This window comes from Amycolatopsis sp. NPDC058278 (genome assembly GCF_042881395.1).
In the GTDB taxonomy this organism is placed as follows: domain Bacteria; phylum Actinomycetota; class Actinomycetes; order Mycobacteriales; family Pseudonocardiaceae; genus Amycolatopsis.
Genome location: NZ_JBHVXZ010000008.1, coordinates 103,865 through 128,339 on the forward strand (window position 1 = coordinate 103,865; position 24,475 = coordinate 128,339).

General features: G+C 71.8%; 20 protein-coding genes. 14 read left to right on the plus strand and 6 right to left on the minus strand.

What is annotated here, in order from left to right; genetic code table 11:
• Positions 1-84: 84 nt before the first annotated feature.
• The 6 genes from ACFVYA_RS06275 to ACFVYA_RS06300 all read left to right on the plus strand — a co-directional run bounded on the left by ACFVYA_RS06275 (position 85) and on the right by ACFVYA_RS06300 (position 8,480).
• Complete coding sequence (locus ACFVYA_RS06275) at positions 85-2,265, plus strand: RICIN domain-containing protein (protein WP_387043005.1); 2,181 nt, start codon at positions 85-87, stop codon at positions 2,263-2,265.
• 132 nt (positions 2,266-2,397) lie between these two features.
• Positions 2,398-2,970, plus strand: a complete 573-nt coding sequence (locus ACFVYA_RS06280) for an HdeD family acid-resistance protein (RefSeq protein WP_387043007.1) — start codon at positions 2,398-2,400, stop codon at positions 2,968-2,970.
• A 9-nt stretch (positions 2,971-2,979) separates the two neighbouring features.
• On the plus strand, positions 2,980-3,906 hold the full coding sequence (locus ACFVYA_RS06285) for a ribonuclease Z (protein WP_387043009.1): 927 nt from the start codon (positions 2,980-2,982) through the stop codon (positions 3,904-3,906).
• A gap of 10 nt (positions 3,907-3,916) precedes the next feature.
• Positions 3,917-5,569: an FAD-dependent oxidoreductase gene (locus ACFVYA_RS06290; RefSeq protein WP_387043011.1), complete on the plus strand. Its 1,653-nt coding sequence runs from the start codon at positions 3,917-3,919 to the stop codon at positions 5,567-5,569.
• Positions 5,566-6,987, plus strand: coding sequence for an ATP-binding protein (locus ACFVYA_RS06295; RefSeq protein WP_387043013.1), 1,422 nt, complete (start codon positions 5,566-5,568; stop codon positions 6,985-6,987). The genes ACFVYA_RS06290 and ACFVYA_RS06295 overlap by 4 nt, the downstream gene beginning before the upstream one ends.
• A complete protein-coding gene (locus ACFVYA_RS06300; protein ID WP_387043015.1) occupies positions 6,987-8,480 on the plus strand; it encodes a carboxylesterase/lipase family protein in 1,494 nt (497 codons plus the stop codon). Before ACFVYA_RS06295 ends, ACFVYA_RS06300 begins: the two co-directional genes overlap by 1 nt.
• Positions 8,481-8,598: 118 nt before the next feature.
• On the opposite strand, the gene ACFVYA_RS06305 is transcribed toward ACFVYA_RS06300, so the two are convergent.
• The 3 genes from ACFVYA_RS06305 to ACFVYA_RS06315 all read right to left on the minus strand — a co-directional run bounded on the left by ACFVYA_RS06305 (position 8,599) and on the right by ACFVYA_RS06315 (position 10,961).
• A complete protein-coding gene (locus ACFVYA_RS06305) occupies positions 8,599-9,462 on the minus strand; it encodes a hypothetical protein (RefSeq protein WP_387043017.1) in 864 nt (287 codons plus the stop codon).
• A gap of 76 nt (positions 9,463-9,538) precedes the next feature.
• Complete coding sequence (locus ACFVYA_RS06310; RefSeq protein WP_353069663.1) at positions 9,539-9,793, minus strand: hypothetical protein; 255 nt, start codon at positions 9,791-9,793, stop codon at positions 9,539-9,541.
• 265 nt (positions 9,794-10,058) lie between these two features.
• Positions 10,059-10,961, minus strand: coding sequence for an ornithine cyclodeaminase family protein (locus ACFVYA_RS06315; protein WP_387043019.1), 903 nt, complete (start codon positions 10,959-10,961; stop codon positions 10,059-10,061).
• A gap of 42 nt (positions 10,962-11,003) precedes the next feature.
• Here ACFVYA_RS06315 and ACFVYA_RS06320 point away from each other — a divergent pair, with 42 nt between their 5' ends.
• The 4 genes from ACFVYA_RS06320 to ACFVYA_RS06335 all read left to right on the plus strand — a co-directional run bounded on the left by ACFVYA_RS06320 (position 11,004) and on the right by ACFVYA_RS06335 (position 15,692).
• The gene (locus ACFVYA_RS06320; RefSeq protein ID WP_387043021.1) at positions 11,004-11,612 is read left to right on the plus strand and encodes a pentapeptide repeat-containing protein; all 609 of its coding nucleotides are present in this window, start codon (positions 11,004-11,006) and stop codon (positions 11,610-11,612) included.
• Between the two features lie 28 nt (positions 11,613-11,640).
• Entirely contained in the window at positions 11,641-12,240 is a 600-nt protein-coding gene (locus ACFVYA_RS06325) for a sulfite oxidase-like oxidoreductase (RefSeq protein ID WP_387043023.1), read from the plus strand.
• Positions 12,210-12,953 (plus strand): ferredoxin reductase, encoded by a 744-nt coding sequence (locus ACFVYA_RS06330; RefSeq protein ID WP_387043025.1) that lies wholly within the window; start codon positions 12,210-12,212, stop codon positions 12,951-12,953. The genes ACFVYA_RS06325 and ACFVYA_RS06330 overlap by 31 nt, the downstream gene beginning before the upstream one ends.
• Before the next feature lie 108 nt (positions 12,954-13,061).
• Positions 13,062-15,692 (plus strand): fibronectin type III domain-containing protein, encoded by a 2,631-nt coding sequence (locus ACFVYA_RS06335; protein WP_387043027.1) that lies wholly within the window; start codon positions 13,062-13,064, stop codon positions 15,690-15,692.
• Between the two features lie 31 nt (positions 15,693-15,723).
• On the opposite strand, the gene ACFVYA_RS06340 is transcribed toward ACFVYA_RS06335, so the two are convergent.
• The gene (locus ACFVYA_RS06340) at positions 15,724-18,099 is read right to left on the minus strand and encodes a LuxR C-terminal-related transcriptional regulator (RefSeq protein WP_387043029.1); all 2,376 of its coding nucleotides are present in this window, start codon (positions 18,097-18,099) and stop codon (positions 15,724-15,726) included.
• Positions 18,096-19,217, minus strand: a complete 1,122-nt coding sequence (locus ACFVYA_RS06345) for a molecular chaperone DnaK (RefSeq protein WP_387043030.1) — start codon at positions 19,215-19,217, stop codon at positions 18,096-18,098. Before ACFVYA_RS06345 ends, ACFVYA_RS06340 begins: the two co-directional genes overlap by 4 nt.
• Positions 19,218-19,519: 302 nt before the next feature.
• Here ACFVYA_RS06345 and ACFVYA_RS06350 point away from each other — a divergent pair, with 302 nt between their 5' ends.
• The 3 genes from ACFVYA_RS06350 to ACFVYA_RS06360 all read left to right on the plus strand — a co-directional run bounded on the left by ACFVYA_RS06350 (position 19,520) and on the right by ACFVYA_RS06360 (position 23,627).
• Positions 19,520-20,545 carry an IniB N-terminal domain-containing protein gene (locus ACFVYA_RS06350; protein ID WP_387043032.1) on the plus strand — a complete coding sequence of 342 codons (1,026 nt, stop codon included), beginning with the start codon at positions 19,520-19,522 and terminating at the stop codon, positions 20,543-20,545.
• 101 nt (positions 20,546-20,646) lie between these two features.
• Positions 20,647-22,428 carry a dynamin family protein gene (locus ACFVYA_RS06355; RefSeq protein ID WP_387043034.1) on the plus strand — a complete coding sequence of 594 codons (1,782 nt, stop codon included), beginning with the start codon at positions 20,647-20,649 and terminating at the stop codon, positions 22,426-22,428.
• Positions 22,425-23,627, plus strand: coding sequence for a GTPase (locus ACFVYA_RS06360; RefSeq protein WP_387043035.1), 1,203 nt, complete (start codon positions 22,425-22,427; stop codon positions 23,625-23,627). Before ACFVYA_RS06355 ends, ACFVYA_RS06360 begins: the two co-directional genes overlap by 4 nt.
• Here ACFVYA_RS06360 and ACFVYA_RS06365 read toward each other — a convergent pair.
• Entirely contained in the window at positions 23,624-24,010 is a 387-nt protein-coding gene (locus ACFVYA_RS06365) for a RidA family protein (RefSeq protein ID WP_387043037.1), read from the minus strand. The genes ACFVYA_RS06360 and ACFVYA_RS06365 overlap by 4 nt on opposite strands.
• A 93-nt stretch (positions 24,011-24,103) precedes the next feature.
• Between ACFVYA_RS06365 and ACFVYA_RS06370 the strand changes: the two genes are divergently transcribed.
• Complete coding sequence (locus tag ACFVYA_RS06370) at positions 24,104-24,466, plus strand: helix-turn-helix domain-containing protein (RefSeq protein ID WP_285988823.1); 363 nt, start codon at positions 24,104-24,106, stop codon at positions 24,464-24,466.
• Positions 24,467-24,475: the final 9 nt, after the last annotated feature.

Sequence of the window (24,475 nt, forward strand, 5' to 3'; positions counted from 1 at the left end):
CGCCGAGGTCCCCGCCCGTTACGCCGCGTCTTCAGACCGGGCACACCTCTCGATGACGCCGCGTGTGCGGCAGAGGAGGCTTCGATGACGAGACGGCGGGTGATGACGCTGCTCGCGGCAGCGTCGGTCCTGGTCGGAAGCATGACAACGACAAACGCGGAAGCCGCTGTTACCCCGGACGGGTGGTACACCGTTGCCGCCGCCGGTAGTGGGAAGTGTGTCGATGCCCGGGCTGCCGGTACGGCCGATGGGACCGTTGTCCAGCAGTACACCTGCAACCAGACCGTCTCGCAGCAGTGGCAGTTCCAGTCCACCGGGGACGGCTACTTCCGGATCAACGCCCGGACCAACCCGGCCGCCGCCTGGGATGTCACGGATGTGTCGACCGCCGATGGTGGGCTCGTCCAGCTCTGGACCTACTCCAGCGGGGCCAACCAGCAGTGGCAGGCCGTCGACGAGGGCGGCAACCGGTACCACTTCGTCAGCCGCAACAGCGGGAAGTGCCTCGACGTCCCGGGCGCCTCCGCCGCCGACTCCGTGCAGCTTCAGCAGTACACCTGCAACGGCACCGCCGCGCAGTCCTTCATGCTGGCCCCCGTGAACACGAGCCAGCCGGGCCAGCCGGACTTCGGGCCGAACGTCGTGATCTTCGACCCGTCCATGCCGAGCTCGACCATCCAAAGCCGGCTCAACAGCATCTTCTCCCAGCAGGAACGCAACCAGTTCGGCAGCCAGCGCTACGCCGTCATGTTCAAGCCCGGCACCTACGCCAATGACGTCAACGTCGGCTTCTACACGCAGGTGCTGGGCCTCGGCCTGAGCCCCGACGCCGTCACCGTCAACGGCGCCGTGCACGTCGAGGCCGACTGGTTCCCGCCGCAGAACGCCACCCAGAACTTCTGGCGGGGCGCCGAGAACCTGTCCGTGAACCCGAACGGGGGCGCCGACCGGTGGGCGGTCTCCCAGGCCGCGCCCTACCGCCGCATGCACGTCCGCGGCGACCTGCAGCTCGACGACGGCGGCTGGGCCAGCGGCGGCTGGATCTCCGACACGAAGATCGACGGCCAGGTCCGCTCCGGCTCGCAGCAGCAGTGGATCTCCCGCAACTCGCAGTTCGGCAGCTGGAACGGTTCGAACTGGAACATGGTCTTCGCCGGGGTCCAGGGCGCGCCCGCCAACACCTTCCCGTCGCCGCCCTACACGACCGTCGCGCAGACGTCGGTCGTGCGCGAGAAGCCCTTCCTCTACATCGACGGCGCCGGGAACTACCAGGTGTTCGTCCCGGGCGTGAAGACCAACGCCGCCGGCACGAGCTGGGCGAATGGCACCGCGCCGGGTACGTCGATCCCGATCGGCCAGTTCTCCATCGCCAAGCCCGGAGCCACCGCCGCGGACCTGAACGCCGCACTCGCCGCGGGCAGGAACCTGCTGGTCACGCCCGGTGTCTACCACCTGAACCAGACGCTGCGCGTCACCCGGCCGGACACCGTCGTGCTGGGCCTCGGCATCGCCACGCTGATCCCGGACAACGGCCTCACCGCGATGACCGTGGACGACGTCGACGGCGTCAAGGTCGCCGGCCTGCTCATCGACGCCGGCACGACCAGCTCGGCCACGCTCATGCAGGTCGGCCCGGCCGGCTCGGCCGCGAACCACGCGGCGAACCCGACGTCGCTGCACGACGTCTTCTTCCGGATCGGCGGCGCCGCCGTCGGCAAGGCGGCCACCAGCCTGGTCGTCAACAGCAGCAACGTGATCGGCGACCACATGTGGATCTGGCGCGCCGATCACGCCGAGCGCAACGAGTACGTCGGCTGGACCACCAACACCGCCGACACCGGGCTCGTCGTCAACGGCAACGACGTCACGATGTACGGCCTCTTCGTCGAGCACTACCAGAAGACGCAGGTGGTCTGGAACGGCAACGGCGGCCGGACCTACTTCTTCCAGAACGAAATGCCCTACGACGTGCCGAACCAGGCGAGCTGGATGAACGGATCGACGCCGGGCTTCTCGGCCTACAAGGTCGGCCCGAACGTCACCAGTCACGAAGCCTGGGGCCTGGGCAGCTACTGCTACTTCAGTACCAACCCGTCGGTCGCCAGCGCTCACGCGTACGAGGCGCCGAACACGCCGGGTGTCCGGTTCCACGACATGGTGACCGTTTCGCTCAACTACCAGGGCACGATCACGCACGTGATCAACAACACCGGCCCGGCGACGCCGTCCGGCACCAAGGCCGTCAACCTGGTGAGTTACCCCTGAGCACCGGCGTGCGCCGTGGTGGCGGCCGCGGCGCACGCCGGTCCTTTGTGGATACGCCCGAACGGGGTGTTCCGGGAGCCGGACGGGGTAACCCTCGCGATACTGAGGTGTCCATCGATCCGGGAGCGGCAGATGACCTCGTTCGCAGCGTTCACCGTCGTCGAACCCCGCAAAGCCTGGCCGATCGCCGCCGTCCGAGGCGGGTTCGCCGTGCTCTTCGGGCTCTTCGCGCTGATCTGGCCCGGCGCCACCGTGCTCGTCCTGGCGATCCTGTACGGCGTGTACGCGATCGTCGACGGCATCGGCGGCCTGATGCAGGCGTTCCGCCCGGGCGACACCGGGCACCGCGTGGCCTACGGCGTCCTCGGCGCGCTCGGCATCGTCGCCGGGATCCTCGTCCTGGTCTGGCCGGGCATCACCGTCCTGCTGCTGGCCCTGCTGGTCGGTTTCTGGGCGATCATCACCGGCATCGCCGAGATCGCCGCGGCGATCCGGCTGCGCAAGCAGATCCAGGGTGAGGCCTTCCTCATCCTGGCCGGCGCGATCTCCCTGATCGCGGGCGTCCTCATCGTGATCAACCCGATCGCCGGCGCGTACGGCATCGCGCTGCTCGTCGGCAGCTACGCCCTCATCTACGGCATCGTGCTGCTGGTGCTGGCCTTCCGGCTGCGCAAGCTGGGAACGGGAGACGCGCAAACTGAGTAACGTGCGGGAGTGTCGACCCGCGAACTGGTGGTGCTGGGCACCGCGAGCCAGGTGCCCACGCGCCACCGCAACCAGAACGGTTACCTCCTGCGCTGGGACGGCGAGGGCATCCTCTTCGACCCCGGCGAAGGCACCCAGCGGCAGATGCTGCGAGCGGGGGTGGCCGCCACGGACATCACGCGGATCTGCATCACGCACTTCCACGGCGACCACAGCCTCGGCCTGCCCGGGGTGATCCAGCGGCTGTCGCTGGACAAGGTCGGCCACCCGGTCGACGCCCACTTCCCGGCGTCCGGCGCGCACTACTTCGAACGCATGCGGCACGCGACGGCGTTCTACGAGCAGGCCGACCTGCAGGAACACCCGATCGCCGAGGACGGCCCGATCGCCACGGGGAAGCTCACCCTCGAGGCAAGGCGGCTGAGCCACCCCGTCGAGGCGTTCGGCTACCGGCTGACCGAGCCCGACGGCCGCACCATGCTCCCCGAGCGGCTGAAGGCACACGGCATCGCGGGCCCCGACGTCGGCAGGCTCCAGCGGGAAGGGCGTCTGGGGACGACGAGACTCGAAGACGTCAGCACGCCGAGGCCGGGCCAGCGGTTCGCGTTCGTGATGGACACCCGGCTGTGCGACGCGGTGTACGCCCTCAGCGAAAACGCCGACACACTCGTGATCGAGTCGACGTTCCTGGCCGAGGACACCGCCCTGGCGGAGGACTTCGGCCACCTGACCGCGCAGCAGGCGGCGCGCGTCGCCGCCGAGTCCGGCGTCCGGCAGCTCGTCCTGACGCACTTCTCGCAGCGCTACCCCGATCCGGAGCGCTTCGCGGCGGAGGCGCGAGCCGAGTTCGACGGCGAGATCGTCGTGGCGCAGGACCTGGAGCGGGTCCAGCTGCCGAAAAGACGTTCTTCGCCGACCGGGCGCCGCGAGCCGTAGGCTGCATCTCGTGAGCCAGCCGATCCTGATGACCGTCGACGACGATCCCGCCGTGTCCCGCTCGGTCGCCCGTGACCTGCGCCGGCGCTACGGGAAGGACTACCGCGTCATCCGTGCCGACTCCGGCATGGACGCGCTCGAAGCGCTGCGCGAGATCAAGCTGCGCGGTGACGCCGTCGCGGCGATCCTCGCCGACTACCGGATGCCGCAGATGGACGGGATCGCCTTCCTCGAGAAGGCGATGGACCTGTTCCCGCACGCCCGCCGCGCCCTGCTGACCGCCTACGCCGACACCGACGCCGCGATCCAGGCGATCAACGTCGTCGACGTCGACCACTACCTGCTCAAGCCGTGGGACCCGCCGGAGGAGAAGCTCTACCCGGTGATCGACGCGCTGGTCGAGACCTGGAAGGCGGTCGGCGACAAGCCGGTCGAGGAGGTCAAGCTCATCGGCCACCGCTACAACTCGCCCTCGTTCCACCTGCGGGACTTCCTCGCGCGCAACGCCGTTCCGTACCGCTGGTACTCGGTCGACGACGACGAGGGCTGCCGGATCCTGCAGGCCGCGGAGGCGACCGACAAGGACATCCCGGTGGTCGTCACCCCGGACGGCACCGTCCTCAAGAACCCGACCGGCGGCGAGATCGCCGACGCGGTCGGTTTGTCGACCCGGCCGGCGCAGGAGTTCTACGACCTCGTCGTGATCGGCGGCGGCCCGGCCGGCCTCGGTGCCGCGGTGTACGGCGCTTCGGAGGGCCTGCGCACGGTGCTCGTCGAGAAGAAGGCCACCGGCGGCCAGGCCGGCACGAGTTCGCGCATCGAGAACTACCTCGGCTTCCCCGACGGCGTCTCCGGCGCGCAGCTGACCGACCGGGCGCGGCGCCAGGCGCAGAAGTTCGGCGCCGAGGTCCTGACCGCCCGCGACGTCGTCGGCCTCGAAGCCCGCGGTTCGCAGCGGGTGATCACCTTCGGCGACGGCAGCGAGATCGCCGCGCACTCGGTGATCCTCGCCAGCGGCGTCAACTACCGCGCCCTGGAAGCCGGCGGCATCGAGGAGCTGACCGGCCGCGGCGTCTACTACGGCTCGGCCGCGACCGAGGCGCCCGAGTGCAAGGGCGAGCACGTCTACATCGTCGGCGGCGCGAACTCCGCCGGGCAGGCCGCGGTGTTCTTCTCCAAGCACGCCAGCGACGTCACGATCCTGGTGCGCGGCGCGTCGCTGGAGTCCTCGATGTCGCACTACCTGATCGAGCAGATCGCCGGGATCGAGAACATCCACGTCCGCACGCACATCACCGTCAAGGAGGTGCACGGCGACGGCCACCTGGAGCGGCTCACGCTCTGCGAAAACGGCGTCACCGAGACGGTCGAGACCGGGCACCTGTTCATCTTCATCGGCGCGGCCCCGCGCACCGACTGGCTCGGCGACGCGATCCACCGCGACGAGCACGGCTTCGTGTGCACCGGGCCGGACCTCCTGAGCGCCGGTCAGCGGCCCGCGGGCTGGCCGCTCGACCGTGATCCGCACTACCTCGAGTCGTCGATCCCGGGCGTGTTCGTGGCCGGCGACGTGCGGTCCCAGTCGGTCAAGCGGGTGGCCTCCGCGGTCGGCGAGGGCGCGATGGCCGTGACGCTGGTACACCGGTACCTGGAGGAACAATGAGCGCACTGCCGCGGGAAGAGCTTCGCGGCCTCTTCCTGTTCGAACACCTTTCCGAAGACCAGCTCGACTGGGTCGCCGCCAACGCTGTGCTCGAGGAGCACGAGGGTGACTCGTTCGTCATCCGCGAGGGCGACGAAGCGACCTGCTTCTACGTGATCCTGAACGGCGCCGTCCGGATGACGCGGCTGGTCAGCGGCACCGAAGTCGAGACGAACCGGTCCGACCAGCGCGGCGCCTACTTCGGCGCGACGCAGTTCTTCGTGCACCAGGAAGCCGAGCACCGCTACGGCGCTTCGGTGCAGGCGCTGAGCGACCTGACGCTGCTCGCGCTGCCCGCCGCGGAGTTCTCCGTCGAGTTCCGCAGGTGGTTCCCGATGGCGACGCACCTGCTGGAGGGCATGTACCTCGGCTGGCGCAACAGCGACACGGTGATCGGCTCCCGCCGCCGCCTGCTGGCGCTCGGCGAGCTCTCGGCCGGCCTGACGCACGAGCTGAACAACCCGGCCGCGGCCGCCGTCCGGGCGACGTCCGCCCTGCGCGAACGCGTCGCCGGGATGCGGCACAAGCTCGCGTTCCTGGCCAAGAAGGACATCGACCCGGAGCTGCTCTACCAGCTCATCGACGTCCAGGAACGCCTGGTCAAGCAGGTCGTGCAGGCCGAGAAGCTGACCGCGATGCAGCAGGCCGACCGCGAGGACGAGATCGGCGACTGGTTCGACGACCACGGCATCGACGGCGGCTGGGACCTCGCCGACATCTACGTCCGGGCCGGGCTCACCACGGCCGATCTCGACAACGTCCTGGAGCAGGTCGGTGACACCTTCATGGAAGGTGCCGTCCGCTGGCTCGCCTACGCGCTCGAAACCGAGATGCTGATGGGCGAGATCGAGGACTCCACGACGCGGATCTCCGCGCTGGTCGGCAAGGCCAAGCAGTACTCGCAGATGGACCGGGCGCCGCACCAGTGGGTCGACGTCCACGACGGCCTCGACTCCACGCTCGTCATGCTCTCCGGCAAGATCGGCGGCGGCATCCGCGTCGTCAAGGAATACGACCGCAGCCTGCCGAAGATCCCGGCGTACCCGGCCGAGCTGAACCAGGTCTGGACGAACATCATCGACAACGCCCTCGGCGCGATGAAGGGCGAGGGCACGCTGACGCTGCGGACGTGGCGCGTCGACGACCAGATCCGCGTCGAAATCGGCGACACCGGCCCGGGCATCCCCGCGGACATCAAGCCGCGGATCTTCGAGCCGTTCTTCACGACCAAGCCGGTCGGCGAGGGCACCGGGCTGGGCCTGGACATCTCGTGGAAGATCGTCGTCGAGCGGCACCAGGGCGACCTGCGCGTCGAATCGGAGCCGGGGAATACCCGGTTCGAGGTCTGCCTGCCGACGGTCGAGCAGGCCTCGCTCTGATGGCTTCCGTCCCGACGGTCACGACCGAACTCGGGGCGCTGGTCGGGCTGGCGGGTGACGGCGTCCGCGTCTGGCGCGGGATCCCGTACGCCCGGCCGCCGGTCGGCGAGCTGCGGTGGAAGGCACCGCAGCCGCCGTCGCTGTCCGGCGGCGTGCACGTCGCCACCGAGTACGGGCCGCACGCGATGCAGGCACCGGACCCGATGAACCCGTCGGCCGTGTGCGACGAGGACTGCCTGTACCTCAACGTCTGCACCCCCGAGGGCCCCGCGCCCGACGGCGGGTGGCCGGTGCTGTTCTGGCTGCACGGCGGCGGCTACCGCGTCGGCCACGGCGAACAGCTGGGGGACGGCGAGGAGTTCGCGCGCGCCGGGATCGTCGTGGTCACCATCAACTACCGGCTCGGCTCGCTCGGCTTCCTGCACCTCGACGGGATCTTCGGCGAATCCGAAGCAGACGCCGGCGTCTGCGGTTTCCTCGACCAGGTCGAGGCCTTGAAGTGGGTGCGCCGCAACGTCTCCGCGTTCGGCGGGGATCCCGCGCGGATCACCGTCTACGGCGTCTCGGCGGGCGCGAAGAGCGTCGGGAACCTGCTGGGCAGCCCGCTGGGTGCCGGGTTGTTCGCGCAGGCCATCAGCAGTTCCGGCGGCGCGGACCACGTGGCGACGCCGGAGGCCGGGACGGCGCTGGCACGGCGCCTGCTGGACGAGGTGGGCTGCCAGGACATCACCGCGTTGCGGTCGCTGCCGGCCAAGGAGTTCGTCGAGGCGCAGGAACGGATCCTGAGCGGGTTCCAGGCGCTGTGGCTGTGGCGCCCGACGCTGCACCCGCGCGTGCTGCCCGAGGTGCCGATCGGGCCGATCCGGCGGGGGAGCGCGGCGGGCGTTCCGCTGCTGGTCGGCTGCAACAGCAACGAAGGCAGCACGTACGCGATGATGCTCGGCGAAGAGGTCGCTTCCGCTCCGGCTGCCGATGTTCTCGCGAGCATCCTCGGCGATCCGGGTGCTTCGCGGCTTCTCGAGACGTACCTTCGGCGCGTCCCCGACCTGCGAGCCGCCCGGATCGCCGCGATGGGCGACGAGCGGTACGGCATCCCGACGCAGCGGCTCGCCGACGCGCAGTCCGCGCACGCTCCCGTTTACCGGTACCGGATCGACATCGCCGCGCCCGGCGTGCCCGAGCAGCTCGACGGCGGCCACGGCACCGAGACCACGATGGCGTGGAAGGTCCCGCTTCCCTTGGCCGCGCAGGGGACCGCCGTGAACCCGGCGCGCGAGCGGGCGGCCCTGCTCATCCACCGCTGCTGGGTGGGGTTCGTGCGCGACGGCGTCGCGTCGGCCGATGGACCCGAATGGCCGTTGTACGGCCCGGAATTGCGGCCGGTGCTGGTGTTCCGGGAGGACACGGACCTGGTGCTCGATCCGCGGGCGGACGAACGCGCGGCCTGGGGCGACGTGGAATGGGCTTCGGGGACCTGGTTCCCGGTGGCCTGATTTCCTTGCGTGGCAACGGTTTTCCGGGTGTACCCGTGTGAGTGATGTGTTCGAACGCGCGTTCGAGTAGCTTGGTCGGTGTGAGCCAATTCCGGCTCACACCGGCGAAGGGGGAGAGCTATGGACGCGCACCGAGGTTCGGCAGGGTCATGGTCATGGCCGCGGTGGTCAGCCAGCTCAGGAGGTCCGGCAGGGGAATGCGGGAGAGGCGCTCCGGCCATTCCTCCGCCACCGTGTGCAGCACGAGCTCGTCGTGCCGCGGCTCCACCTTCGTCAGTTTCAACCCGGGCGGGAGTTCCGGCAGGGGAAGCACGATGGGCTGGAAGCGGCGGGGCGGCCGCAGCTGCCGCCGTCCGATGTGGAGGGTCTGCGGCACGAGCACCACGCCGTCGTCCGCCACCTGCGGGCGGAGAGTCAGATGTCCCCAGTGCGGCCGCTTGGCCCAGTGGATCCGCAGCAGCCCGCCGTCGGCCGGGGCCGCGACGATCCCGGGGCGGACTTTCGCCACCCGGCCCCGCAGCACGTCGGCGGAGACGGCGATCGCCAGCTGCACCCGCGCGGGTTTGGCGGCCGGCGTGGGCAGCGAGCGGAGGCGGACGTCTTCGGCGAGCACGGTGACGCGGCGGAGCTGGATGCTTCCGGGCGCGCCACCGTCGGCGGCTTCGGGGACTGCGGCGGCTGCGGCGTTTTCGGCGTCCGGTTCCGGCCAATCGACGTCCTCGGCGACGATCCGGACGTCGCCGAGGCGTCCGGTGGCCAGCCGGAGGCTGTCGGCCGGGTAATCGAGTTCGGCGAGGGTGAAGGCGACTTCGCGGTCACCCACCTTCGCGGTCAGCCGGCGGCCGACGAGCTGTTCGGTGACGGTGCGCGCCAAGGCGGCCGGCGTGACCGGGACGTTCGGGAGCAGTGAACGCCCGGCCGCGGCCAACCCGGCCAGCTCAGGCCACGGCGACCAGCCGTCGAACCACCTGCCGTCGCTCATCCGTCCAGTGTCGCCCACGGACACGATCGGCGGCGACGGCGGGTGGTTCCGGGGTGGTCCAGCGGATCGCCGCCGGTCACCGGCCCGCGAAGCGGGCGATGATGCCGGTGATGACCAGCCAGAACACCGCGGCGAGGCCGAAGTCGAGGATCACGGCCAAGCTGGGGCTGTCGACCGGGAACAAGCCGGGCCAGAACAACGCGAGAGGAACCGCCAGTGACCTGATGAACTGGAAGAAGGCGTTCCCGGCATTCGCGCCGGCGAGCACCATGATCATGTAGAGAACTTCGATCCCCGCGAAGATCGCGCCGATCGCCGTGATGACCCGCACGGCCGTGTTGCGTCTGGTGGTGGTTCGCCAAGGAGACATGCCGCGAAATTCCCGCATCAGGTGACCGATCAAACGCTCCAAGGCCGAGATTGCGCCGTTTGGCCGCTCGCTATTGCTCTCCGGCACCGCTTCGGCACTGTGGGTGAGTGATTCGAGGGCAATGTCCGCCTTGGGCGCGGGTGAGCACCATGTTGGCAAGACACTGCCGGGCACGAGCCACCGCTTGCAGCCAGGTCGGCGGTGACTCCCCGATCACCGGCTCGCCCTAGGGACGCACCGCCTCACCGAGCAGCCGGGCGATAGCCCAGTCCTGAATCGCGAGCCCGACGGACTTGAACACGGTCCGCCCGTTGACCGTCGGCGGTGTGCGCAGGGCCGGACCCAGCTCGGCCAGCTCCGCGCGCTCGAGAAGCCCGGTGTCGACGGCGTGGATCACCTCGCCCGCCTCCTCGAGAGCCGCGTCGATCTGATCCACCACCACGCACCCCGCGGTGGCGAGCAACTCCGCGGGAAGCTCCCGCATGGACGGCAGGTACGAGCCGATCGCGTTGACGTGAACGCGTTCCGGCAAGTCATCGACTCTGAAGAGAGGGGCACGGGATGACGTAGCGCAACAGACGATCTCCGCGTCGGACACCGCGTTCGGGGCACTCGAAGCCACCCGCACCGCGACTTCCGGGAACTCGGCGCGCAACCGGTCCGCGAACGCCTGCGTTCGCAACCGGTCGCGGCCGAACACCGCCAGCCGGCGCACCGGGCGCACCGCCGCCACGGCGCGCACCTGGTCGGCGGCCTGGGCGCCGGTGCCGAGGAGGGCCAGGCGGCTCGCCCCGGGCGGGGCGAGCAAGTCCGTGGCGACGCCGGAGACCGCGCCGGTGCGCAGGGTGGTGACCTCGACGGCGTCGGCGACCAGCTGGCCGTCGGCGGTGTTCCACACCAGCGTGCCCAGGATCATCGGCGTCCGGCCGGGGACCAGGTTGAGCGTCTTCACGACCGTCGTCGACGACGGTGTGTGGCAGGCGGTCATCACGAGCGTCGTGGCTCCGGCGAAGGACAGCCGTTGCGGCACCACGAACCGGCCGGCGGCGAGGTCGAGGAATGCCTCGCGGACCGCTTCGACGGCGGCCGTCATCGGCACGGCCCTCCGGACGTCGTCGGCGTCGAGCATGCGCGGCCCCTCCGGCATCGGGTCTGCCGCTAGCCTGGCGGCATGTCCGAGGCCACGCAAGATCCTGTCCAGGACCAGCGATTCGTCCGCGACGACCGGTACGGGGAGGAGCTCGCCGGGCGGCACTACGTGCGGTGCGAGTTCCACGAGGTCGACTTCTCGGAGGCGGTCACGCGGAATTCGGTGTTCACCGACTGCGTGTTCGGCAACGTGCGCTTCAACGCGTCGCGGCACACGGACTCGGCGTTCACCGGCTGCGCCTTCAAGCGGTGCAACTTCTTCGACGCCGAATTCACCGGGTGCAAGCTCGTCGGCGCCACGTTCACCGAGTGCGAGCTGCGGCCGTTGCGGGTCACCGGCGGGGACTGGTCGTTCGCCGGGCTGGCGGGCGCCGACCTGCGGACGGTCACCTTCCAGGGGGTCCGGATGCGGGAAGCCGACCTCACCGGGGCGGACTGCGCCGGCGCGGTGTTCGCCGACGTCGACCTGTCCGGGGCGCTGCTGCACGCCGTCAAGCTGCCGAAAGCCGAGCTGCGGGGCAGCGACCTCTCGGCGCTCGACCCGCTGAACGCCGAGCTGGCCGGGGCGATCGTGTCACCCGAACAGGCTGCGGTGCTCGTCACGTCGCTCGGGCTGCGGGTGCGGGCGTAGGCTCGGCGCGATCGGGAAGGAGCGCCGCATGGGTGTCGTGACACCGGGTTTCCAGGGCCGCGCGCGCAGCGGCAACCCGCGGCTGCCGCCGGGGCAGTACCTGGCCGAGGACTTCCCGGTGCTTTCGGCGGGCCCGACCCCGCGCGTGCGGACCGAAACGTGGGAGTTCACCGTCACCACCGAGGCGGGGGAGAAGCACGCCTGGAACTGGGCCGAGCTGATGGCCCTGCCCAGCGAGAAGCCCACAGTGGACATCCACTGCGTCACCCAGTGGTCCAAACTGGACACTCGCTGGCGCGGTGTTTCGATCGACACGCTGGTCGGCGGGCTCGGCACCGAAGCCGACTACGTGATGGTGCACGCCTACGGCGGGTACACGACGAACCTGCCGCTGGCCGACCTGCTCGACGGCCAGGCCTGGATCGCCTACGAGTACGGCGGCAAGCCGCTGACGCCCGAGCACGGTGGCCCGGCGCGGCTGCTCGTGCCGCACCTGTACTTCTGGAAGTCCGCGAAGTGGGTGCGCGGGCTGGAGCTGAAGACCCGGGACGAGCCGGGCTTCTGGGAGAACGCCGGCTACCACGACTACGGGGATCCATGGCGCGAACAGCGGTATCAGGGCGACTAGCCTGGCGGGTCGCCCGCCTGGCCGGATTCCGCGACGAGACGCCGACGGCGCGCACGCTCGTCTTCGACCTGCCCGGCTGGCCGGGCCACCTGGCGGGCCAGCACGTCGACGTCCGGCTCACGGCCGCGGACGGCTATCGCGCGCAGCGCAGCTACTCCCTCGCCGCGCCGGCGGACGGCGACCGCGTGGAGCTGACGGTGCAGCGCGTCGCCGACGGCGAGGTGTCCGAGCACCTCACCGGCCCGTACGGGATCGGCGACCCGGTCGAGATCCGCGGGCCGATCGGCGGCTGGTTCGCCTGGCGCCCGACGGACCCGGCGCCGGTGCTCCTGATCGCGGGGGGCTCGGGCATCGTCCCGCTGATGGCGATGGTCCGCGCCCGCCGCGCGGCGGGCGTCCGGACGCCGTTCAAGCTGATCTACTCGCTGCGCACCCCGGCCGAGCTGTACTACGCGGACGAGCTGCGCACGCCCGTGGCGGGCGTGGACGTGACCTACGTGTACACCCGCGAGCTGCCCGAAGGTCGCCTCGGCATTCCCCGCCGCATCGACGTGGCGACGATCAACACGGCGGGCTGGCCGGCCGAGTTCGGCGCGTCGTGCTTCGTCTGCGGCCCGACGGGCTTCGTGGAAACGGTGGCGGACATCCTGGTCGCGCTGGGCCACGACCCGCACCGGATCCGCACCGAACGCTTCGGCCCCAGCCGCGACTGACCAGCGAGCCGCCGACTCGCCCAGCAGGCATCCGATGAATAGGGGATCGACTGCCCCGCTGAGCGGGAAATTGTCGACATGTTGGTCGAGAGATCCTATCTTTCCTCCATGCTGACCAAGTGGGGCTCGACGCGGCGGCGCACCGTGGTGACCGTCCTCCTGAGTGCGGGCGCACTGCTCGCCACGACCGGTCCGGTGGCCGCGGCCGGTCCCGATGCCGCCGGCCGGGACGTCTACGTCTCACCCGGTGGGTCCGATCGGGCCTCCGGGAGCGCCGGCCACCCCGTCCGGACCCTCGACCGGGCCCGCGACCTCGTGCGGCAACGCGCACCGCACCTCACGCGGGATCTCACCGTCCACCTCGCGCCCGGCGTCTTCCGGCTGGCCGCACCCCTGCAGCTCGACGCGCGGGACTCCGGCGGCAACGGTCACCGCGTCGTCTGGCAGGGCAGCGGTGACACCGAGCTGAACGGCGGCGTGCGCGTCACCGGCTGGCAGCCCGTGCCGGGCCGTCCGGGCCTGTTCGCCGCGCCCGCGCCCGCCGGGCTGGACAACACCCGCCAGCTCTACGTCGACGGCGTCCGCGAGCAACGCGCCCGCGGCCCCCTGCCGGTGACGGTCAAGGCCACCGCCACCGGATACACCGCCAGTGCCGACACGCTCGCGCACTGGCGCAACCCGAAGGACGTCGAGTTCGTGTACGTCTCGGGTGAGGCGCTCTGGAACGTCCAGCGCGACGGCCTCGGCCAGTGGACCGAACCGCGCTGCCCCCTCGCCGCCGCCGAAGGCACGACGATCACCATGGCCCGCCCGTGCTGGGACAACTCGACGAAACGCGTGCTGTTCCCGGACATCCCCGGCCGCAGCGTCAACATGGTCGGCCCGGCCGACCTCACCAACGGACGGCACCCCACCTACGCCGAAAACGCCTTCGAACTGCTCGACACCCCGGGTGAGTGGTACCTCGACCGGTCCGCCCGCGTCGTCTACTACCTGCCGAAGCCCGGCCAGGACCTGCGTCGCGCGGACGTCGAAATGCCGGTGCTGGAGAAGCTCCTCGACGCGAAAGGTACCGCCGCCGCGCCGATCCACGACATCGCCTTCCGCGGCTTGCGCTACTCCTACGCGACCTGGCTGACGCCTTCGTCGCCCGAAGGGTTCTCGGAAATCCAGGCGGGGTACACGATCACGGGCGCCGACGGCTGGGCCGTCCAAGGCCTCTGCCAGTTCGTGCCCGGCGGCACCTGCCCGTACGCCTCGTGGACGCGGGAACCCGCCAACGTCTCCGTCTCGCACGGCCGGCGCGTCGAATTCGCCGACAGCGTGTTCGCCCATCTCGGCGGCGCCGGGCTGGACCTCGTCGACGGCACCAAGGAAGCCCAGGTGCGCGGCGACGTCTTCACCGACATCTCCGGCAACGGTGTGCAGATCGGCGGCGTCGACAAACCGGTGACGGACACCGATGCCGACGTCGTGCGGGACGTCCGGGTCACCGACAACCACCTCTACGGCCTGCCGCGCGAATTCCACGGCGGCGTGCCGATCGTCAACGGCTACACCGTGCGGAACACCATCTCCCACAACCAGATCGACCACGTCGGCTACTCGGCGATCTCCGTCGGCTGGGGCGGCTGGCCGGACAAGATCAAGCGGCCCGCGACGCCGAACCTGTCGCGCGACAACGTCGTGTCGGACAACCTGATCTTCGACTACATGCAGATGCTCGACGACGGCGGTGGCGTCTACACCCAGGGCATCACCGGCAGCTCCCTCGACGACGGCGAGAAGGTCACCGGCAACGTCATCCACGACCAGTGGGGGCTCGGCAAGGGCGTCTACACCGACAACGGCAACACCTACGAGACGATCCGCGGCAACGTCCTGTACCGCACGGCGTACTTCAACGTCGGCACGGTGCACGTCGACTACCGCGACGACCTCGGCAACAACGACCCGACGCTGATCGAGGGCAACTACTGGGAGCAGGGCGACCGCGACAAGGTCGACAAGGGCGCGATCACCCGCGGGAACCAGCTCCTCGCGAACCCGGCCGGCGCACCGGCGGCGATCGTCGCGAACGCGGGCCTCGAGCCGGCCTACCGCGGGCTGCTCACCCGGCCGGTCGGCGGGCGGGCACCGGCCGAAGCGCCGTCACGGGTCGGCACGTTCGCCGTCGCGGGGAAGCTCTACGCGACCTGGAACCCGACGTTCGCCTTCAACAACGCACCGGTCACGGACTACGTGGTGACCGCATCGGGTGGCGGGCGCACGTATTCGGCCACGGTCACCGCGGCCGACTTCGCGAAGCGCGCGTACGCCGAAGTGCCGGGGTTGACGGACGGGACGCCGTACACGGTGACAGTCGCGGCGCGCAACGCGTTCGGCACGAGCGAGCCTTCGCTGCCATCGGCACCGGTGACCCCCGGCCTGAAACCCGCGGCGCTGCCGGGAATCCCGACGAGCGCGCGGGCACTGCCGAGCGCCACGGCGGCCTCGATCCGCTGGAACCCCCCGGCGGCAGCGGGCGACACCCCGGTGCTGGGCTACGTGATCACGGTGTCCGACGGCCGCACGATCCCGGTGCAGGGCCGCGACGCCCTGGTCACCCAGCCGACGGTCAAGGGCATGACCAGGGTCGTGGACAACCTCAAGCCGGCAACGGCCTACACGTTCACGGTCGCCGCGGTGACGGCCACCGGAACGGGGCCGGCGGCCACTTTCACCGCCACGACGTCGTAGCGCACCGCGCCGGCTCGCGCCCCGATGCCCGTCAAGTGGCGTCGGGGCGCGAAAGGAGCTCCCGCAGCGTCGCCAGCAGCTCTCGCCGGTCCGCCGCCCCGAGCTTTCCGCGGATCCGGGCCATGTGGTGCTCCACCGTCTTGCCCGAAATGAACAGCTTGCTGCCCGCCTGCTTGTACGTCAGCCCCTCCACGACCAGGCGGGCGACCTCCAGTTCGCGCTCGCTCAACGCCGCCAAGCCCGTCCCGGCCGCCGGTTCCGGGGAGGCTCCGGGTTCGCGGCGGGCCGCCGTGCCCTGGAACTGGCGGGCCGCCTCCAGGAGCTGGACCATCGCCTTGCGGTCGGACGTGCGGATCGCCGCCTGGCCCGCGAGCCGGGCCGCGTCCCAGCGCAGGCCCAGGTCGTGCAGCTCGGCCGCCGCCGCGGTGATGGCGTCCGGGTCGAACGTTCCGCCGAGCACCGCCAGCCAGCCCTGGGCCGCCGTGGCCAGGGCACGGGGGTGGCGGCCGCAGTGGGCGTGCGTGGTCAACGTCGCCAGGTGGGCCTTGACCGCGTCCGCGTCCTCCAGCGTGATCGCCGCGTGCAGCTCGTGCCAGACCAGCGAAACCGTCCACAGTGGAGGTTCGCCGAGCCGGGCCAGCAGGCCGTGGGCGCGTTCGAACTGGCCGGAGAGCTTCGCGAACGCGCCGGTGCGGGCCGCGGCGATCGCCAGCTCGCCCAGTGGCAGCAACGTGAACAGGTCGGTCTGCTGCCGCATCGACGCCTGGTACGCCCGGTTCCACGACCGCTGCAGCCCGACGAGGTCGCTGGCCCGCCGGGCCAGGCCCAGCTCCAGCGTCGCGAAGAACAGCTCGTCGCGGGCTTCCAGCGGCCGGCCCGCGACGGCGTCACGGTGTTCCGCGGCCGTCGCCAGGTCGCCCGCCGTCATCGCGACCCAGCCCAGCAGCAACCGGTGCCGCGCGGCCAGGAGGTCTCCGCCGGTTCCGCCGTCCAGCGCCCGGCTCAGCACCGACTCCGCCAGTGCCAGCTCACCCGTGTGCAGGGCGACGAGCGCGGCGAGCGCGGCCGGGCTGTCCGGCAGCAGCATGCCGCCCAGTGCCGGCTCCAGCATCGTGGCCGCGCCGAGCAGGGTCGACAACGTCTCCGTCGCGCAGCCGGACACCGAATCCACGATGCCGCGGGCCATCCGGGTGGCCGCGCCGGCGAACAGCGTCGGCGCGACGCCCGGGGTGGGGGAGTCGAGCAGGCGCCGGGCGCCCTCGATGTCGCCGGTGCCGACCGAAGCCGTCGCCGAGAACGCGTCCGCGCGGCCCGCCCAGTGGTACAGCTCGGCGCTGCGGGCCAGTTCGCCGCGGTGGGCCAGCACGGTCGCCGCGATCTCCGCCCCCGCCGCGCGGGTTTCCGCGTCGGCGGCACCGAGCATCCCGTCCCCGAGCCGCAGCGCGGTGTCGAGGTCGCCGGACAACGCGGCCGCGCGCGCCCAGCCCGCCGTGACGGCGGGAGAGCGGTCGCCCGCTTCGGCGGCGGCTTCGAACAACCGCGTCGCCAAGCGCGCGTCGGACGGCAGCGCTTCGCCCGCCGCCGCGGCGAACGCGGCGGCCGCGGACGCGCCGGAACTGCCCGTGCCGAGCAGGGACCGGGCCAGGTCGAGCACCGGAAGGCCGTTCGCCAGCTGCAGTTCGACCAGCCGCTGCACCGTCGTCAGCCGGCGCGCGGGCGGACCGAAGTCGCGGACGGCGGCCGCGGCCAGTGGCAGCAGCGTGTCGTCAGGGGCGAGCAGGCCGGTCGCGCGGGCGCCCTCGACGATGGCGGGCAGCTGGTCGGGACGGCGGTCGAGCAGGGCGCACAGCAGGTCGAGGTTGCGCCCGGCGCCGGCTTCGGCCGCGATCAGGTAGCGGAGCACGTCGTCGTCGAGCTCGTCGAGCTCGGGCCGGAACTCCTCCAGCCGCCCGAGCAGCGCGCGCTCGGCCAGCCGCGGCACGCCGCCGCTGCGGGCGTGCAGTTCGGCCGCGGCGGCCGGGTCGGCGGGGGAACCCGTCACCGCGGACATCAGCCGCGCCACGTCCTCGACGCCGAGCGGGCCGAGCTGCAGCAGCGTCCAGCCGGGCGCCACCGCGGCCGGCCGGTGGGCGACGACGATCGGGCCGTCCGCGCCGTCGAGCAGGTCCTCGAGCTGGTCGGCGCCGAGCCGGTCGGCGTCGTCGACCAGCACGGCGTCGACGCCGGCCGCCCGGTAGCGGCGATCGAGCGCGGCGAGCAGCACGCTCTTGCCGTAACCGCCGGGGGCGACGACGGCGAGCCGCAGCGGGGCGGCCGGCTCGGCGGTGACGCGGTCGAGCAGCTGCCGCGCCGCCGGGTGCACGGGAACCGTGTGCGGCGGGGGGACCTGCGTGAGCAGTGGGTTCAACAGTGACCTTCACCGGAGGGGGCGCAGTGGTGGGTGGGGGCGGGGGTACCGGCGGGGCCGGCGGTGGCGTCGCGGGCGGTGACGGTGATGACGACGGCCGAAACGGCCGCGGCGAGTACCAGGATCACGGCGGCGAGGGGACGCCGCCGGCGGAACAGGTTCAGCGGGCCGGTGCGCTCGGGCAGTTCGAACGGCGTGATCTCGACCGGCGGCCGGGGCGGCCGCTCGCCGAGCTCACCGAGCGTGTCCACCTTGGGGAGCAAGGTGGTTTCGACGGCGGGGGGTTCCTGCGGGGTCCCCCGGTGGTCGGCGCGCAGGGCCGCGAGGGCGGCCGCGCCGAGCGCGGTGGTCGCCGGCGGAACCGGTCCCGCGAACATCGGGCACGGCGGCCGGGCCGGCAGCGCGTGTGGGGGGACGTCGCCGCAGAACACCACGCCGGCCAGTCTCTTCGGGGCCGTCGAGGCCGCTCCGGCGAGCGCGAACAGCGTGCTCAGCGCGGCCGCCGGGGCCACCCCTTCCGCGCCATGGCCGAGCTGCCAGCCACTCGCGCCGCTCGCCGTCGCCAGCGTCACGTTCACGCCGTCGGTGCCGTACTCGCACACCCCGGCCACCTGGGCGCCGGGGCCGGGCAGCGGCAGGTGCGCCCCGAGCGCGGCGATCGAGCCGGGAACCAGTGTCACCGCGGTGAACCCGGCGTCGGCGAGTGCCCGGCGCAGCACGTCACGGCGGTAGCCGCCCCAGTCGCCGGGGTGGGTCAGCACCAGGTGCTGCGGGGGGCCGCCGAACAGGTTCGCGGCGTGCTCGGCGATCCCTTCGACCAGCACGGTGGTGAGCGTCTCGGGCGGGAACGGCTCCCCTTCGACGAGCATCGGCACGTCGTCGCCGATCCGCCGGTGGAAGCCGGTGAGCAGCCTGGACGGGACCCGCGCGCCCGCCTCCGCGGCGGCGTCGCCGGTGAGCAGGTACCCCTCGTCGTCGAGGAACAGCGCGGACGCCGCGGCCGGGGACCTCGTTCCCAGCCAAAGGGGTTCGGGCTCACCCCACCCGAGGCCCCGCCGGTGGCAGGTCGCGGCGTGGGTCCGGCCGTGGGCCACGTCGATCCCGAGGACGTAGGGCAACGGCGCTTTCCTCCTCACCTCGCGGCGGCCGATCGGGGGCAGGCAATCCCCCTAGGGTTCGGGGCATCCTCACCCAAACGGGTTAGTCAGGCAAGGGTCTGGAGGGATTTAACCCAACTGAGCGCGTCTCGGATGACCCCCTAACTCCCTAACGATGACATATCGATCCCCTATCGGCTGACCGGACTGCGACTCGGAGTAATCCCCGATGTGCGCTGGGGGACGCCCTCCCTACCTTGATGTCGGAGCACCGGTCCTTGCGGGCCGTGCCGTCCCCCGAACCACCGGATCTGGAGAAACCCATGGACTCCGTGCAGACCCTGCACGACTTCGCCCTCAACCTGCTCAACGACCCGACCGCGCTGGCGGCCTTCGGGACGGACCCGCAGGGCGTCCTCGCCGCCGCCGGTCTCGGTGACGTGAGCGCCGCCGACGTGCACGAGGTCATCCCGCTGGTGCTCGACTACGTGCCGGTCGACAGCCTCCCGGCCGTGGGCGGCCTCCCCGTCGTCGGCGACCTGTCCCCGGTCGGCACCGACGCCCCGGGCGTCCAGGGCGCGATCGACCAGCTCACCGCCCTCACCGCGGGCCTCGGCCTGCCGGCCACCTCGGGCCTGCCGGGCGTCGGCGACCTGGGTGTCGGCGAGCTCCCGGTCGTGGGCGAGCTGCCCGCCGTCGGCAGCCTCGGCTCGCTGCCGGGCGTGAACGTCGTCACCAACGCCGCCAACGTGACCGCGCTGGCCGGCAACGCCACCGGCGCCATCCTCGGTGGCGACCTGGCCCACGGCCTGGACTCGCAGGCGCTGGCCAACCTGACCGCCGCCCCGGCGTACCTGACGGAGCCGGAGTCGGGCGTGACCGGCAACGTGGCCTACGCCGCCGCCGCGGGTGTCGGCGAGGCGCAGCAGGTCCTCGCCACCTCGAACGCGGAGATCCACGAGGTCAACGGGCACGTCGGCGACGTGGCCGGCACCCTCGGCGACGTGACCGGTGCCCTCGGCGCCGGCAACGCGGTGAGCGGGCTGACCAGCCACGTCGGTGACTTCTCCGGCATCCTCAAGGGTGCGGGCGACGTCGACGTCAAGCACGTCACCGGCGACGTCGCGGGCGCCGTCCACGGCCTCGGTGACGTCACCAACACCGTGACCTCGGCCACCGGCATCAACGTCGACCACAACGTCGTCGGCCAGGTCGGCGAGCTCGCCAGCGGCAACGGCACGGCCGTCCACGACGTGGTGTCCGACGTCGCCGACGTCAGCCACAACGCCCTGGGCAACCTGCACCTCGGCGACATCGCCTCCGGCAACGACATCCACCTCGGGCACTGATCCCCGAACCGGTCACCGGTGCCCGTCCCGCGGTCTGGGTGCAGCCGCGGGACGGGCACCCGGTGTGCGTACGGGGAGTGAACCGGGGACACTCGACCATCGTGACCGCACCGGCTTGGCTCGAAGTGCTCAACGAGACGCTGGACGCGTGCCGCACGCACGGCCGCGCCGATCTCGCCGAGCGCCTGCGCAGACGCCGGGACGCCCCCACCGGGCAGACCCGGCTCGGCGTGCTCGGCTTTCCCAAACAGGGCAAGGGTTATCTGCTCAACGCCGTGCTGAACGCGCCGGTGTGCGCGGTCGGCGACGCTGCGACCCCCGCCGTCCCCACGGAAATCGCCTACTCACCCGAACCCGCCGCGACCCTGGTCGGCCGGTCCCGCGAACGGATCCCCGTCGCGGTCGAACGGCTCACCGGCGAGCTCGGTGCCCGGCCCGCCGGCACGCTCAGCCGCGTCGAGGTCGGCGTGCCGCGCGAACTGCTCTCGGCCGGTCTCGTGCTGGTCGACACCCCGCCGGTCGGTGACCCGCGGTCACCGCGCACCGCCGCGGCGCTGGATTTCCTCGCCGAAGCCGACGCGGTGATCCTCGTCTCCGACGCGACCGCCCCGCTGAGCGCGGCCGAACTCGCGCTCGCGCGGCACGTGCGCACCTGGTGCCCGCACGTCGTGCTGGCGCTCACGAAGATCGACGCCTGCCCCGGGTGGCGTGCGGTCGCCGAACGCGATCGCGCCATGCTCGGCGAGGCCGGGGTCGACGCGCCGGTCCTGCCCGTTTCGGCCGTCGTGCGCCAAGCCGCCGCGAAGGCCGGCGACGCGGAACTCAACGCCCGCTCGGGTTTCCCGGAGCTGCTGGGCTGGATCGCCGAGCAGGCCGCGCGCCCGCCCGAGCAGTCCCGCGCGCTCCTCGCCGCCGTCGGAGTCCGCGCCGCGGCCGCCGAATTGGTGGAATCCCTGCGCGACCGCATCGATACCGTCGCCCAGGACGCCGGGCTCGGCCAGGCTGCGCTGCTGCAGCGGGCCCAGCGCCGCGCCGACGACCTGCGCCGGCAGAACACCCGGTGGCAGAACCTGCTCTCCGACGAGATCACCGACCTGCTGTCCGACGCCGAGTACGACCTGCGCGAGCGGACCCGCAAGATCGTCACCACCATCGACCGGACCTTCGACGAAGGCGATCCGGCGAAGGTGTGGGACGAATTCGCGCCCTGGCTGGACAACGCGCTGGCCGAAGCCGTCGACGTCAACTACACGTGGCTGGCCGACCGGGCGGAGTGGATCGCGCAGGCGGTCGCGGCGTGCTTCGGTGCCCAGTACGACCGCGCACTGCCGGACCTGCGGCTCGACGGTTCCGGCGTGGAGCACCTCGAAGAGGTCGGGCGGCCGAAGATCGAGAAGTTCAAGATCGGCCAGCAGGCCTTCACCGGGCTGCGCGGGTCGTACGGCGGCGTGCTGATGTTCGGCCTGGTCACCAGCCTCGCCGGGCTGCCGCTGATCAACCCGGTCTCGATCGGCGCCGGCGCGGCGTTCGCCGCCAAGACGATCAAGGACGAAGGCGGGATGCGGCTGCAGCGACGGCAAGCCGTGGCCAAGCAGGCGGCGCAGCGGCACGTCGACGACGTCTTCCTGCGCTTCGGCAAGGAATGCCGGGACGCCATCCGCGTCGTCCAGCGGCGGCTGCGCGACCACTTCACCGGCCTGGCCGAAGAACTCGCCGACGAGCTGACGCACGAGCGGGAGACGATCCTGGCCGGCACCGCCGAGCGCGAGCGGCGGACCGGGCACATCCGCCGGGAAATCGACCGGCTCGCGGCCCTGCACCAGCGGGCCGGCGAGCTCGGCACGATCGCCGGACGGCAGCAACGGCGGGAGCTCTCGGCGTGACCAAGGACGTCCGCGACCTGCTGCACGCCGCGGCCGGGCTCTACCGGGACGACCCGCGGGCTTCGGCGCTGCTGCACGACTGTCTCACCCGGCTGGAGCAGCCGCTGCGCGTCGCGTTCACCGGGGCGCCTTCCTCGGGGAAGACGACACTCGCCGCCGCGCTGGGCGAATGGCCGACGCGCGCGCTGCGCGACCTCGTGCTGCTGGACGACCCCGGGCCGGGCGACGACGTCCCGGACGCGACCGTCCGCCTGGTCCGCCACCTCGAACCGGACGAGCTCGCGGCGGCCCACCCGCCGGGTGGCTCGGCGTTCGCGCGGCAGAGCGCGGTGAACTCGGTGCTGGTGCTGTCGCGGGCCGACGAGGTCGGCGCGGGCCGGATCGACGCGCTGCTCACCGCGAAGCAGCTGGCGCGCCGCGCGTGGCGGGAAGACCCGCTGTGCACGGGGTTCCTCGGCGTGATCGCCGTCGCCGGGCAGCTCGCCTACGGCGGCCGGTCGCTGCGCGACGACGAGTTCGACCTGCTGGCGGCGTTCGCCGCGGTGCCGCGCGAGGAGCTGGAACGGCACGTGCTGTCGGTGGATTCGTTCACCGACCCGGCGTTCCCGGGTCCGATCCCGGTCGAGACGCGGCGGTCCCTGGTGGTGCGGTTCGGGATGTTCGGCGTCCGGCTGGCGCTCACGCTGATCCGCACCGGCTGCGACGACCGCGTCAAGCTCTCGGCGGAACTGGTGCGCCGCAGCGGGTTGGGCGAGCTGCGGGACACCCTGGCCGGGTGTTTCGTGGCGCGGGCCGAGGCACTGCGGGCACGCACGGCGATCATCCGGCTGGAGGCCCTGCTGGCGGACCGGCCCCGCCCGGGCGGCGACCGGCTGGTGTCACGGGTGGAGCGCTTCGCCGCGGCCGCGCACGACTTCCGCGAGCTGCGGCTGATCGCCGACATCCGCGGCGGCCGCACGGCGCTGTCCGGCGAACCCGCGGAGGAAGCGGTCCGGCTGCTGGGCGCGCAGGGCACGGCGCCGGCCGACCGGCTGGGCCTGGAACCGGACGCGGACCCGAACGAGATCTACGAAGCCGGCCTCGACGCGCTGCGGCGCTGGCGGCACGAGGCCGAACGTCCGGACCGCCCGCACGCCGAGCGGACCGCGGCGCACGTGGTGGTGCGGTCCGCCGAGGGGCTGCTCGCGCTGTTCGCCTAGAGGACGGCGGTCACTTCGACCTCGACCAGGTGCTCCGGGACGTCGAGCGCCGCGACGCCGATGAGCGTGGCGGGCGGCTTCGCCGTGGTCCCGATCTTGGCGCTGCCGCGGGCGATCCCGTCGAGCAGGGCGGGCATCTTCTCGGGCTTCCAGTCGACGGCGTAGATGGTCAGTTTCGCCACGTCGTCGAACGATCCGCCGGCCGCGGCCAGTGCGGCGGCGACGTTGACGTAGGCCTGCTCGACCTGGGCGGCGAGGTCGAGTTCGGTCTCCCAGGCGACCTGCCCGGCGACGAAGACGAGCTTCGTCCCCTCGGCGACGGCGACCTGGTGGTAGACGTCGATCTCGGGCAGTTCCGGGGAGTTCACCATGGTGACGCTCATCTTTACCTCCGTGCTCTCTTGTGGTTACCCAGAAACCATAGGAGAGTGCTGGACCATGCGGAAGAAGGCACTTTTCGGTGACGGGGGAACCAGATGGTGACCAAGCAGGACACGGACCTTTCCCGGGCGGATTCCCTGGCGCGCGAGATCTTCTCGGACGTCGCCAACAAGTGGGCGTTCCTGATCATCGAGACCCTCGGCGAGCGCACGCTGCGGTTCAGCGAGCTGCGGAACGAGGTCGACGGCATCAGCCACAAGATGCTGACGCAGAACCTGCGCATGCTGGAGCGCAACGGGCTGATCGAGCGCGAGGTGTACCCGACCGTCCCGCCGCGCGTCGAATACACCCTCACCGAACCCGGCCAGGGCCTGCGCGCGACGGTCGACAGCATGTGCGGCTGGACCCAGCGGTTCATCGAGGACATCGAAGCCGCCCGGCGCAGCTTCGACGGCTGACGGGTGACA